We start from the raw sequence: 12,851 nt of genomic DNA, 5'->3' as shown, positions 1-12,851 counted from the left end.
GAAACAACGGCTTTGCCTATTCAGGGAGCACCCACCATGACCGACGTGCCGGTGATCGCGGCCAACGGCGTCAACATGCCCGCGCTCGGCTTCGGAACTTTCGAGCTCGATGAGGATACTGTCGAACGGATGGTGCCCAGGGCGATCGAGCTGGGCTATCGACATATCGATACGGCCCAGATCTACCGTAACGAGGCGGCCGTCGGCCGCGCCATCCGGGCCAGTGGCATCGATCGCTCCGAGCTGTTTCTCACCACCAAGATCTGGGTCGACAATTTTGCCCCGGACGACCTGGCGCGCTCGCTGCAAGGCAGCCTGGAACGACTGCAGACCGATTACGTCGATCTTTTGCTGCTGCATTGGCCCTTGTTCGGTGGCCGCGGGATGAACGCGACCCTGGACGCGCTCATGCGGGCGCGTCGGCAGAGCCTGGCGCGCCATATCGGGCTGAGCAACTTCACCATCGCCCAGATCCAGCAGGCAGTTGCCTTCTGCGGTGAGGGTCGCCTGGCGACCAACCAGGTCGAGTATCACGTCTATCTGGGCCAGGACCGTTTACGCCGGGTGCTGGCCCGACACAACCTGATTCTGACCGCATACATGCCGCTGGCCAAGGCGCGCACGGTCAACGATCCGGTGCTCTGGTCCATTGGGGAGCAGTACGGCAAGACGGCCGCCCAGGTGGCTCTGCGCTGGCTGGTCGAGCAGGACCGGGTGGCGGCCATACCGGCGACTTCCAACCCTCATCACGCGGCAGCCAACATCGACATCTTCGACTTCAACCTCAGTGAGGCCGACCAGCAGGAGATCGCGAGGCTCGACAAGAAACGCCGCATCTGCAAACCCGAAGGCCTTTCGCCCGAATGGGATGACTGACGGTCAGTCGACCGCCGGCGGCCCGGCGTGAGTCAGTCCGATGCTTCCCGGTCCAGCTTGACGCCGCCGGCGATCAGACGGTATTCAACCGGGTCGTCGAGCAGGGCCGGGTCGGCGCCGTCTTCGTCAACCAGATGCCGGGCTGCGTCGTCCGACAGGGCCTTGCGCTCGACCACACCGTAGGCGATCGCCGGCCCGCGCACGTCGGCGGGGATCACGAAGCCGTGGTCCCTGGCGACGATACGCAGCGTTTCGCCTCCGCTTTCAAACACCGCCCAGCAGCCGCGATTGGTGCACACATCAGTGATGCGGCCCGACACGGTCACCGGCTGGTCGAGCCAGCGCTCGGGGTTGGCCGCAACGACGGCGACATCAACCGGAGCGTCAGTCGCCTCGGGCGGCTGGCCCAGCCAGGCAGCCGCTGAGACGGTGGCGGCTGAGCACATGGCCAGGACTGCAGCGACAATAAATCGAGCTGGATAGATCACAGAATCTCCTTGGTCGACCGGGCCACGCGGACCCGGGGTGGTTGGTTGCTGACGACCGCGGGCGCCACGAAGGGCTCGCCCCGGCCCGGGTTACGAGGTCGGCCCATCCGGCCGCTTCTTGCCGAGACCGTTCATGAACGGCTGGATGAAATCCATCGGCAGCGGGAAAACCACGGTCGTGTTCTGCTCGCCGCCAATTTCGACCAGCGTCTGCAGGTAACGCAACTGCAGGGCGCCTGAGGCTTCGGACAGCTTGGCGGCGGCCTCGACCAGCTTTTCGGAAGCCTGCTGTTCGCCATCGGCGTGGATCACCTTGGCGCGCCGCTGCCGCTCGGCCTCGGCCTGCTTGGCAATGGCCCGAATCATCGACTCGTCGAGATCGACATGCTTGATCTCGACGTTGGAAACCTTCACGCCCCAGCCGTCGGTCTGGCGATCGAGGATTTGCTGAATATCCTCGTTGAGCTTGTCTCGCTCGGCCAGCATTTCGTCAAGCTCGTGCTTGCCCAGCACCGACCTCAGCGTCGTCTGGGCCAGCTGGCTGGTGGCATCCATGAAGCGTTCAACGTTGATGATCGCTTTCTGCGGATCGACGACCCGATAGTAGACTACCGCATTGACCTTGACCGACACGTTGTCGAAAGAAATCACGTCCTGGGTTGGTACATCCATCACGATGGTGCGCAGATCCACGCGCACCATCTGCTGAATGAAGGGAATGACGATGATCAGCCCCGGTCCCTTGACCTTGTAGAAGCGGCCCAGCGTGAAGATCACGCCGCGCTCGTACTCGCGCAGGATCTTGATGGTGTTGGCCACCAGCAGCACCAGCAGGACCAGGATGGTGGCGGCAAACGACAGAAAATCGAGGTTCATCATGCCTTTTCTCCTTGTGCGTCAATCAGTCGAACCCGTAGCGTCAGGCCATCGATGGCGACCACCTCGACACGTTGACCACGCTCAAGCCCTGCCGGACCGGTCGCGATCCAGTCCTCGCCTTCGAGGTGAACCCGGCCGCGGCCGTCTTCGAAACCGCCGATGACCTCGGCGTGCTGTCCCATCAGAGCCTCGGTACCGCTAACCCGGGGTTTTCGATGCGACCGCGCAGCCAGGTAGACAATGGCCAGAAAGACCAGCGCCGAGGCCAGGCCCATGGCCGCAATCAGGCCGGTGTTGATTGCCAGACCCGGAATGTCATTGTCCATCAATATAATTGATCCGATGACCACCGCAACCACCCCACCGATTCCAAGGATGCCCAGCGAGGGCACGAACAGCTCGACGGCGATCAGCGCGAAACCGAGCAGCATCAGCGCAAGACCGGCGTAGTTGACCGGCAGGATCTGGAAGGCATAGAGCGCCATGAGCAGGCAGATGCCGCCAATCACCCCGGGCACCAGGGCGCCGGGGTTGTAACCCTCCAGAATCAGACCGTAGATGCCGATCATGAGCAGGATATAGGCCAGGGTGGGATTGGTCAGCACGGCCAGGAAACGGTTTCGCCAGTCCGGCTCCTTGTCGACAATCCGCGCGCCGGAGACCGCCAGAACCAGCGGTCCGGAGGCCATGCGCACCTCGCGCCCGTCAATCGACTCGAGCAGGGACGGAATGTCGGGGCTGATCCGATCGATCACGTTCATCTCGAGCGCTTCGCTTGCGGTCAGGCTGACCGCTTCGCGCACCGCGCGCTCGGCCCAGTCGGCGTTGCGGTCGTGTCGCTCGGCCAGCCCGCGAATATAGGCGACCGCATCTTCGATCGCCTTGCGGCTTGCCGCATCCGCGGGCGCCGGCTCACTGCCCTGCGGTTGTTCACCGCCATCCTGCGCCCCGTTCTGCGCATGACCATCCCCCTCGGCAGCCGCGTCCTCTGCGGCTTCATCGCCGTCGAGAAACTCGCGGGCTCGCTCGGCGGGCGTGCCCGGCCCCTCGTCCTGCTCGCCGCCTCCGCCAATCTGCACCGGCGTGGCTGCACCCAGATTGGTCGACGGCGCCATGGCGGCCACGTGGCTGGCGTAGAGCATGTAGGTGCCGGCGCTGGCCGCTCGGGCACCCGGCGGACCCACCCAGGTGGCAACCGGCACCTCGGCATTGAGCATCCGCTTGATCATGTCGCGCATCGACGCATCCAGTCCACCGGGCGTGTCCATGCGCAGCACGACCAGCCTGGCCTGTTGCGCCTCGGCCTGGTCGATGCCGCGAATGACGTAATCGCGCGTGGCCGGCCCGATGGCGCCGTTGACGTCGAGTACATGCACCTGCCCGGGCGAGTCGTCCGATGTCTGTGCAAGCGCGCCGGCCAGCGACAGCAAGGCGGCCAGCGTCATCAGCACGGTCACGGTCCTCATCGTGCGGGTTCGTCGGTCTGTGTCGGTTGTTGGTTTCATCATTGCCTACATTAGACGCTGAGCGCGGTCTTCGCAACGTGATCGGCACTTTGAATCGGACCGCCGCTGCCCCAACCATCGGAGACTGGACCATTGAACCTGCGGAGACCGAAATGAACGAGCACAGCATGCGCGAGCAGCTGAGCATGAACGCCGATGCCCTGTATCGCGAGGAAACCTTTACCGACCGTCGCGTCGGCACCCTGCAGCGGCTAACGCCGGTCGACGCCAGCGGCCAGGATGATCCCGCGCGCCCCGTGCGCTACGTGGGTCAGACCCAGGTGATGAGTCCGGCCGGCGCTCTGCCGATCAGCTTCGAGCTCGAGGCCGGCTCTCTGGCCGAGGCCGTGGCCGGGTTCCCGGAGGCGGCCGAGAAGGCGGTTGAAGACACGATCGAGGAGCTCAAGCGCCTGCAGCGCGAGGCCCAGTCTTCGATCATGGTACCCGGTCAGGGTGGCTCCGGTGGCGGTCTGGGGGGCGCCGGGGGAATCGGTGGTGCCGGGGGAATCAGCAGCGGCGGCATCAAGCTCTAGTGGGCCATGCGGCTAATTAGGTAACGCTCAGAGCCGCTGTGCTGGTGCGAATCAAGGCGCGTTTCGCAGGGAATGGTTGTTCCCTTTCCAAGAAACGCAACGCCGAGTCGCGCCAGCACAGCGGCTCCCGAAGGGCCGCCGCACAAGCGCCGTGGGCGGCGTTGCACTCGCTTGAATTGGCGATGGCCAGTCCTGCGCTCGCGCGCCTTGCCCACAACGCTTGTGCGACGGCTGAGTGTTACCCAATTAGCCGCATGGCCCACTAGGCCATGCGGCTGGCAGGCTTCGCTGCGCCGATTCGGCGCTTCGTGCACCCCATCTAAGGAAAAACCCCGGCCGGTGTCCGGCCGGGGTTTGTGATTGCCCCGTACTAACGGCAATAGGCCGTCAGTCCGGTATCTTCCGGTTGATGTCACCGCGCTCGCCGGCAGTCGTGACCCCTTCGAAGCGATCCTCGAAGACCTCGTCGGAATCGACCCGCAGCGAGACCGGCACGATGATCAGATCAGCGTTACCGTCGCTGGTGCTCAGGCACAGGCTGGCCTCGTAGAGGGCCGGTGCCAGACCGGTGCTGTCGTAGTCAACGCTGACGCTGTCGCTCGACTCGGCGCTGACCGTTCCGGAGGCCTGGTCAACCGAAACCCAGCCCACGGCCTGCGGATCCGAGCAGTCACCCGGGCCACCGGGCACGACCAGCAGACTGACGTCATCGACGAAGAAGTTGGTCGTGGCACCGGAATCGATGGTGCTGTCGAACCGCAGCTCGTAGGTGCCGCCATCGGCATAGCTGCTGACGTCCAGCACGACCTGATCGTAGGTGGCATAAGTTCCGGCATCGGCCTCGGTGACCGTGAACAGCAGATCCCCGCCGAGCGAGACCTCCAGGAAGCCCGGCGTATCCGCGGCCGGGATCTCCAGGAAGAAGCTCAGCGAGGCGCTGGAACCGGACGGAATGGTGATCTCCTGCGCAACCGAACCGGTTTCGCCCGTACTGATACCACCAAACCAGGCCCACCAGTCGCCGCTGTTCGGGCCGGTGCCACCACCGGTTCCGCAGCCGGCAACGTCGCACAGCGGCGTACCGAAGCTGGTCGATGCCTCGTCCCAATCAGCGTTCGGGGTACCGCCTTCGAAGCCGCCATCGGCGACGACCTCGACCGGCGTGCCGAGTATATTACCGGCAATCTCGTCGAAGTCGATCGACCAGGTGTAGTCCGCGGCACCATCGTTGATCAGGCTGAGCGATTCGCTGGCCGTGCTGTCGGGCTCCAGAACCGCGCCCAGCACATCCGGGTTGGCCCTGGCGCAAGGCGCGTCCAGCTTGAGGTCGAAGTCGACCACGGTCGTATTACCTGCCGTCAGTCCCACGCCCGAGGCCACGCCATCGAGGTGGCTCGGCGCCGACGCTGTAATCGTCAGCGGCGCCTCGGCGGCATCCAGCGAGAGGCTGTAGTCACCGTTGGCATCGGCCGTCAGGTTATAGGTATTGGCCTGGCTGACGATCTCGATCGCCGCACCAGCCGCCGGATTGGGATCCTCCGAGCAGTAGCCCAGACCCATCACGTTGCCTTCGACCGTGCCGAAGGAGCCCGGCACGTCGACGGTCAGGCTGACCGGGACAAACAGCAGCGGGGTTTGCGCATCATCGGTCAATACGCAGACCTCGGCCTCGTAGACACCCGGTGCCAGTCCAGTCGAGTCGATATCCACCGTCAGGCTCGAGCTGCCGCCGGCCGGGGTCATGCCCGACGCCGGCGAGACCGACAACCAGGGCACCGTCTCCGGACTCGCGCAGCCCGATGCCAGCGGCAGCTGCGGCCGCACGAACATGGCGCGATAGTCAGGGAAGGAGTCCTGAATCGCGCCCCAGGCACCGCCGTCGGTCTGGAAGAAGCCGGTCTGCAGTGGCGTGGTCGGCGACTGATCGGAGGCCAGGAACACGCCCGGATCCAGCGGCGCATAGCGCACGCCGAAGTACAGGCCACCGGACTCCAGGGTCAGGCCTTCCGCGCTGAGATCGACCGAGTACCACGGCACCGTGGCCGGGATACCGCCGCCCGGGATACCGGTGGCGGTGGCCGGAACCGCTGCCAGCTCGGTCCCCGGACCGCCGCCGACACCGTCGGCCGCGAACACGACCAGCTCGTAGTTGAGCGTGTCGGGACCGAGGCTGACGAAGGCAACACAGACATGGTCAACCAGGGCCGGATACAAGTCGGGCTCGAAGTACTCGACGATGGCCACTTCACTGACCACCGAGGCATTGCCGGAATAGCCGTTCTCGATCGACCCGTCATCGTGGACCACCAGGGCGTCGGCGGTATCGCAGTCGATCGCCCGGATCCGGTTGAGACCGTCGATGATCGGCAGCTCGTCGAAGCGCGAGCGCACATCCAGGGCACCGGCATTGCCGTTGCCGCCTGCAATGGCACCAGACTCGGGCGTGCCGCCGGCAACCGCGTTGGGCAGGGCCGTGTCGGTGGTCCAGTTCACATCGGCCGCACCGGTATTGTCCAGCGTCAGCGTCAGGCTGTCGGTCTCATCCGGCAACAGCGTGCTGGAGAGTTCCTCGGGCGTGGTGTCCGGACAGGCCGCATCCAGGCGCAGGTCGAAATCGCGCGTGGTCGTTTCCGTCCCGGTCAGCGGCACGCCGCTGATGATCTGGCTGACGTGATCGGCGGCACTGACGGCAATCGACAGCGGCGCTTCCGATGTATCCAGCCACAGCTCGTACTCGCCGTTGGCGTCCGTGGTCAGGCTGTAGGTCGCGCCGTTGACATCGACCGTCGCGCCCTCGACCAGCTGCGGGTTGGCATCGCAGTAGCCCAGGCTGGTGACCGTACCGGCAATGCGCGCCTGGCTGGCGGCCGGTTCGACCACCATTTCGACCGGCACCACGATGTCGCCATACGGCGTGTCCGTGGTCACCAGGATGCTGGCGTTGTAGACGCCCGGCTCGGTCACCGAGGGCGCAGCCGCGTTGTAGTTGACGGTCACGTTGAGCGTGTCGAAGAAGGTCACGGCGCCTTCCGAGAAGGTACCGTTGTCCGGCGTGACGCTCAGCCAGTCGACCGCACCGGCGATCTCGATCTGGTCGACCTGGGCCCACCAGTTCCAGCCGCCGGAGATGTAGCGGAAGCGCACCTGGATGTTGCTGCCGGCATAGGCCGACAGATCGATGCTCTGTGGTGCGCCGGGGCCGCTGGCGTCGATGTCGGTGTTGTAGGTGGTCACCGTTGTCCAGCTGGCGCCCGCGTCATCGCTGACGTCGACATCAAGCTGGTCACTACCGCCCAGATCGTTGTAGGACAGCACGAAGTCCAGGCTCGATGCCGCGTTGGCGGTAAAGGCCGGCGAGACCAGGGCCGTATCCATGGTCGTGCCGGAACCGCAGGCATCGCTGTCTGCAGCAGCCGAGAAACCGTCGCCGCCGGCGAAGTTCGCACGAGGCCAGGCATCATTGCGCTGCCAGACGCAGTCGCCACCGAGATCATCGACGGTCCAGCCGGACGGCGGGAACGCGCTTTCGAAGTTCTCGTTGATGAGATCGAGCGGTGTCGCCGTGACGGTTGCCTGCGCCGTGCCGTCGTTGACCAGCACCAGGAAGCCGCTGTCGGTGTCACCGAACGTGACCGTCTGAGACAGTGACGATGGCGTGGCCGATACGCGACCGGCATTGAGCGCGAAGTCGGCGCGACGGGCGTTGCCGTCGACGAAGGTATCGGCCAGGCTGCCGTCCTCATAGCCGGTTTCGCTGGCGATCACGGTCTGTGTGCCTTGCGGCACGAACAGGGTATAGGCGCCGTCGCCAAGCGCAGGATCGGGCGAGGTGCCGGTGGTGGTGCTCTGGGCCGCCCCGTCTACCTCGACGGTGGCGCCGATCAGGGCATCACCGTTGTTGGCGTCGGTGACGCGGCCGACCACGATCTCGCCCTGCTGGGCGTTGCAAGTGCCGCCGCTGATGACCTCGACGTTGTCCACCTGCGCCCAGTAGTTCCAGCCGGGTGAGATATAGCGGAAGCGCACTTGCACATTCGGTTGACCGGCAAAGGCGCTGAGGTCCAGCGATTGAGGAGCGCCGGGACCCGTCGCGTCGATACTGGCGGTATAGCTGGTGACAGTGCTCCAGCTGCTGCCGCCGTCGGTCGAGACATCAACATCGAGCTGGCTGCTGCCCAGATGTCGATACGACAGGATGAACTCCAGGTCGGCAGACGCCCCGAGCGCGAACGAGGGCGAGACCAGCTCGGTGTCCATCGTGGTGCCGGAACCGCAGGCATCGCTGTCGCCGTTGGCTGAGAAACCGTTGCCGCCGGCATAATTGGGCCGTCCAGCAGCATCGTTGCGGGCCCAGTCACAATCGCCGCCCAGGTTATTAACCGTCCAGCCGGCAGGCGGGAAGGTGCTTTCGAAGTCCTCGAACAGCACGGTCGACGCACCGGCCGAATAGCCCGGCGCCTCGCAGCTGTTCAAATCGGCATCCAGACCGAAGTTCTCGACCTGCGCGCCGGTCAGCGGACCGACGGTGCGGGTTTCGAAATCGTAGCCGCCGCTCAGGGCGGTGACGGTGAAGTCAAAGGCCATGCCTTCGGGCAGCGTAACCGAATAGGTGCCGTCGGCCGGATCGGTATAGATCGGGCTGCCGGGGAATCCGTCGATTCCGATTTCTGCGTGCAGCGGCCAGCCGGTGGTGCTGTCGGTGACGGTGCCGGATACCACATGATCGGCCGCAGCCAGCAGCTGTGCATCGACCGTTGTGGTCTGGTCCTCGATCACGTCGACAGCGGTCGCCGAGTCGGCCTGGTAACCGAACGCGGCGAAATTGACCGTGTAGCCCGTGGCTTCGGGCACATCCTGGCTGTAGCTGCCGTCTTCGGCGGTGGTGGTCTGCCAGCTGTCGACGCCGTCGGTGATTTCCACGTCGGCGCCGCTGATCGGCAGCCCGGTGCCGTCTTCTGTGACGGTGCCGGCAATGGTGCCCAGCGGGCCCGCTGCCGCTATGGCGCCCTGCACCGCGGCCAGGGCATTGATTTCACCCCAGCCGGTGGCGTAGTTGGGCACGTTGCCCGGGCCTTCGCCGCCGACACCCGTGGCGTAGGGGATCGGGGTGGCCGTCTGCATGATGATGGTGCCGAGCGTGGCGTAGTCGCCCATCAGGCTTGGCGCCGCGCTGAGCATCAGCGCCACCAGTCCGGTCGCGGCCGGCGAAGACATCGAGGTGCCGGTAAAGCCGCAAGTGTAGTTGCTGTCACCGGTCGAATAGGCCGAGCAGATGCTGACACCCGGCGCGATCACGTTCGGCTTGAGGTCGAAAAAGCCCATCGGATCCGGCAGCGCGGGATTGGTGCCGTCGTTGGGGTTGTCGGTCGGCCCCCAGTTGGAATGATTGGCGTACTGCCCGTTGCTGTTGCCCGACGAACCGATGCCCATCACCGAACCATAGCGGGCCGGATTGCCGACCGTGTTCGGCCCTGGCGGACTGGAATAGCCGCAGTTGCTGGCATTGCCGTTGGAGACCATCGGCACGATTCCGGCGGCCACCCAGGCGTCTACAGAGCCCTGGTACCAGTTGTCGTAGGTCGTGCCGCAATCGCCCCAGGAGTTATTGACCACCTGCGGGCGCAGGCTCGGGTTGGGGTTGCTGCCGGCCAGGTCGGTCGGTGCGGCCATGAACTGGGCGCAGGCCAGCAGGTTGGCGCCCGGGCAACTTGAACTGGTACAGCCCAGGCAGGAGATCCATTCCGCGCCCGGCGCGACGCCGACCTGGTTGGCGCCGCCGTCGTCGCCGACCGCCGTGCCGGTCACGTGCGTGCCGTGCGGGTTGGGCCACTGGGGCGAGGTCGAGCCGCCGACGTCGAACCAGTTGTAGTTGTGATCAAAAGAACCGCCGCCGAGATTGCCGCGGTACTGATTGACCAGGGCGTCATGCGTGTAGCGCGTGCCGGAATCGATGATACCAACGGTCACGCCCTGACCGGTGTAGCCCAGCGCCCAGACGTCCGGCGCGTTGATCTGGACCAGGCTGGACACCGGCGCGTTGATCGAGCTGTCATCGCTGCTGGTGCCAGAATCGCTGTTGGGCATGCGCTCGGGATCGGGAACGAAAGCCACCGGCTCCTGGATGATCGCCTGAACATCATTGCGCTGGGCCAATGCGTTGAGCATGGGCGCGGTCGCGTTGTCGACCGAGATCACGTTGTCGATCCAGAATGCCTGGTAATCGGCGCCCAGGGCATCGAGTTCCGCGCGCAGGTCCGCCTGGGATTCGCGCGCCATCTGCGAGAGCGTCTCGTAGACGAACTGACCGCGTTCCTGCCAGCCCATGCCCAGCGCGGGCGACAGGTCGGCGCGCGCCTTGAGATAGATGAACATGTCGGCGCTGCCCCGCGCCTCGATGTTCTGCCTCAGGACCGGGTCGACGAACGGTCGCTGCTTGCCAAGCGACCGATCGGCGACCGGCTCACTGGTGGCCTGCACCGGCCCGGCGATGGCCACCACGGCCAGCGCCAGCCCGGTCAGCACGGCGAGGATCAGATGTCTGGTTTTCATGCGAACTCCCTGAAATAAGGTATTGATTGTTTTGATGCTCACCGCATGCGGGAGGCGACGATTGCCGCCGCCAAACCGCCTCCGGTGCGGTAAAAAGCGCATTTTTGATGCTGCTTTCGCTGATCAAGTCAAACCGGCCAGCCGGAACCTCCGGTGTTCCAGCAGACCGCAGCGAGCGCTCAACTTAGCCGATCTGTGTGCCGGCGTCAAATCAGCACGCGTTTTAGCGTACCGGTCGGCACTCCGGCGACCGTTTCATGATCAGCTGCGCAGCCCCGTGCCGCGCGACAGCAGCGTCAGCGCCCAGGCCGCCAGCGCGGCACCGAAGCCCAGCACCATGGCATAGGCCAGCCACAGGGAGACGTCGGAAATGCCCAGCATGCCGTAGCGCAGCGCGTTGACCATGTAGAGGATGGGGTTGGCCAGGGCGGCCTGCTGCCAGAGGCCGGGCAGCAGGGTGACCGAGAAGAACACGCCGCCGAGGTAGGTCATCGGCTGGAGCACGAAGGTCGGAACAATGGTGATGTCATCGAATTTCTGGGCGTAGACCGCGTTGATGAGTCCGGCGAGCGCAAACACGACCGCCGTCAGCACCAGGATGGAGAGCGTGATGGGAACACTGTGCATGTGAAACCCGGAAAACAATCCGGCCACGACCCAGACCAGCACGCCGACGGCAAGGGCCCTGAACAGCGCACCGGAAACATAGCCGGCCAGGATGATCCACGGCGGCAGCGGCGAGACCAGCAGTTCCTCGACGTGGCGGCCGAACTTGGCGCCGAAAAACGAGCTGGTGATGTTGCCGTAGGCGTTGGTGATCACCGACAGCATGATCAGCCCCGGCACGATGAATTCCATGTAGTCGATGCCGCTCATTTCGCCGACGCGCCGGCCGATGATCGAGCCGAATATGACGAAATACAGACTCATGGTGATGACCGGCGGAATCAGGGTCTGCGGCCAGATTCTCAGGATCCGCTTGACCTCCTTGATCACGATCGTCAGGTAGCCAATCCAGAAGCTTCCGGGGGAGACCTGCACGCTCACGCCGCCACCTCCGACTCGATGCCGACCAGGCGCATGAACAGTTCCTCGAGCCGGTTGGCCTTGTTGCGCATCGATACCACCTCGACACCGTCGTCCTCGAGTGCACGAAAAAGCCGGTTGAGGCTGCGCGACTTGGGCACGCTGACTTCCAGGGTTGTGGCATCTCGCAGCACCACCTGAATGCCGTCGATACGCGGCGGCTGCTCCAGCGGCATGCGCAGGTCCAGCACGAAGGTTTCGACATCGAGCCTGGACAGCAGGTCCTTGATCGTGGTGTGCTCGATAATTTCGCCGTGGTCGATGATGGCGATGTTGCGGCACAGATTCTCGGCTTCCTCGAGATAGTGCGTGGTCAGTATGACCGTGGTGCCGGACGCATTGATCTTGGAAATGAAACGCCACATGGAACGACGGATCTCGATATCGACTCCGGCCGTTGGTTCGTCGAGAATGAGCAGCCGCGGCTGGTGGACCATGGCCCGGGCGATCAGCAGACGCCGCTTCATGCCGCCCGAGAGCTGCCGCGACACCTCGAAGGCCTTGTCCCACAGGCTCAGCTGCCTGAGGTAGTACTCGGCCCGCTCGCGCGCAACCCGGCGCGGCACCCCGTAGTAGCCACCCTGGTTGACGACTATCTCGAACGGCGTCTCGAACTGGTTGAAGTTGACCTCCTGGGGCACCAGGCCGATCTCGGCCATGGCCCGCGATCGATGCCGGCGCACGCTGATGCCGAACACGCTGGCCTCACCCGAGGTCGCGTTGACCAGGGAGCTGACGATGCCGATCAGCGTCGACTTGCCGGCGCCGTTCGGGCCGAGCAGGGCGAAGAAGTCACCCTCGGCCACCGCCAGATCGATATCGCGCAGCGCCACGACGCCGTTGCGATACACCTTTCTGAGGTTGCGTACTTCAAGCGCGTTCATGACGGTTCAACCATGACAAAAGACCTATTGGTTTCCCGGCTCGGGGCAGGT

Annotated in this window: 8 protein-coding genes; 2 read left to right on the top strand and 6 right to left on the bottom strand. The window is 64.8% G+C overall.

Translation table 11 applies throughout. The features are described from left to right. Positions 1 to 36: 36 nt before the first annotated feature. Positions 37 to 876: an aldo/keto reductase gene (locus tag HND55_01305; protein ID QKK01400.1), complete on the top strand. Its 840-nt coding sequence runs from the start codon at positions 37 to 39 to the stop codon at positions 874 to 876. Between the two features lie 32 nt (positions 877 to 908). Here the strand turns inward: HND55_01305 and HND55_01300 are convergent, their stop codons facing one another. The 3 genes from HND55_01300 to HND55_01290 form a co-directional block, all read right to left on the bottom strand. Further along, positions 909 to 1,322, bottom strand: a complete 414-nt coding sequence (locus HND55_01300; protein QKK01399.1) for a DUF4920 domain-containing protein — start codon at positions 1,320 to 1,322, stop codon at positions 909 to 911. 132 nt (positions 1,323 to 1,454) lie between these two features. Continuing rightward, positions 1,455 to 2,240 carry a slipin family protein gene (locus HND55_01295; GenBank protein ID QKK03942.1) on the bottom strand — a complete coding sequence of 262 codons (786 nt, stop codon included), beginning with the start codon at positions 2,238 to 2,240 and terminating at the stop codon, positions 1,455 to 1,457. Then, positions 2,240 to 3,709 (bottom strand): nodulation protein NfeD, encoded by a 1,470-nt coding sequence (locus tag HND55_01290; GenBank protein QKK01398.1) that lies wholly within the window; start codon positions 3,707 to 3,709, stop codon positions 2,240 to 2,242. The genes HND55_01295 and HND55_01290 overlap by 1 nt, the downstream gene beginning before the upstream one ends. 152 nt (positions 3,710 to 3,861) lie before the next feature. On the opposite strand from HND55_01290, the gene HND55_01285 reads away from it, so the two are divergent. Further along, entirely contained in the window at positions 3,862 to 4,281 is a 420-nt protein-coding gene (locus HND55_01285; GenBank protein ID QKK01397.1) for a hypothetical protein, read from the top strand. Positions 4,282 to 4,668: 387 nt separating this feature from the next. Here the strand turns inward: HND55_01285 and HND55_01280 are convergent, their stop codons facing one another. The 3 genes from HND55_01280 to HND55_01270 form a co-directional block, all read right to left on the bottom strand. Next, a complete protein-coding gene (locus HND55_01280) occupies positions 4,669 to 10,830 on the bottom strand; it encodes a S8 family serine peptidase (protein ID QKK01396.1) in 6,162 nt (2,053 codons plus the stop codon). A gap of 261 nt (positions 10,831 to 11,091) precedes the next feature. Next, the gene (locus HND55_01275; protein QKK01395.1) at positions 11,092 to 11,877 is read right to left on the bottom strand and encodes an ABC transporter permease; all 786 of its coding nucleotides are present in this window, start codon (positions 11,875 to 11,877) and stop codon (positions 11,092 to 11,094) included. Further along, positions 11,874 to 12,800 (bottom strand): ABC transporter ATP-binding protein, encoded by a 927-nt coding sequence (locus HND55_01270; protein QKK01394.1) that lies wholly within the window; start codon positions 12,798 to 12,800, stop codon positions 11,874 to 11,876. The genes HND55_01275 and HND55_01270 overlap by 4 nt, the downstream gene beginning before the upstream one ends. Positions 12,801 to 12,851 lie beyond the last annotated feature (51 nt).

The organism is Pseudomonadota bacterium (genome assembly GCA_013285445.1).
Taxonomy (GTDB): Bacteria; Pseudomonadota; Gammaproteobacteria; order Xanthomonadales; family Wenzhouxiangellaceae; genus Wenzhouxiangella.
The sequence above is the reverse complement of the archived record's forward strand: the minus strand, read 5'-3'. Positions and strand labels throughout refer to the sequence as shown.

Excerpts from the sequence above, each read along its gene's own strand:
- HND55_01305 (QKK01400.1), top strand. The coding sequence starts at position 37 with ATGACCGACGTGCCGGTGATCGCGGCCAACGGCGTCAACATGCCCGCG.
- HND55_01300 (QKK01399.1), bottom strand. The coding sequence starts at position 1,322 with ATGTGCTCAGCCGCCACCGTCTCAGCGGCTGCCTGGCTGGGCCAGCCG.
- HND55_01295 (QKK03942.1), bottom strand. The coding sequence starts at position 2,240 with ATGAACCTCGATTTTCTGTCGTTTGCCGCCACCATCCTGGTCCTGCTG.
- HND55_01290 (QKK01398.1), bottom strand. The coding sequence starts at position 3,709 with ATGAGGACCGTGACCGTGCTGATGACGCTGGCCGCCTTGCTGTCGCTG.
- HND55_01285 (QKK01397.1), top strand. The coding sequence starts at position 3,862 with ATGAACGAGCACAGCATGCGCGAGCAGCTGAGCATGAACGCCGATGCC.
- HND55_01280 (QKK01396.1), bottom strand. The coding sequence starts at position 10,830 with ATGAAAACCAGACATCTGATCCTCGCCGTGCTGACCGGGCTGGCGCTG.
- HND55_01270 (QKK01394.1), bottom strand. The coding sequence starts at position 12,800 with ATGAACGCGCTTGAAGTACGCAACCTCAGAAAGGTGTATCGCAACGGC.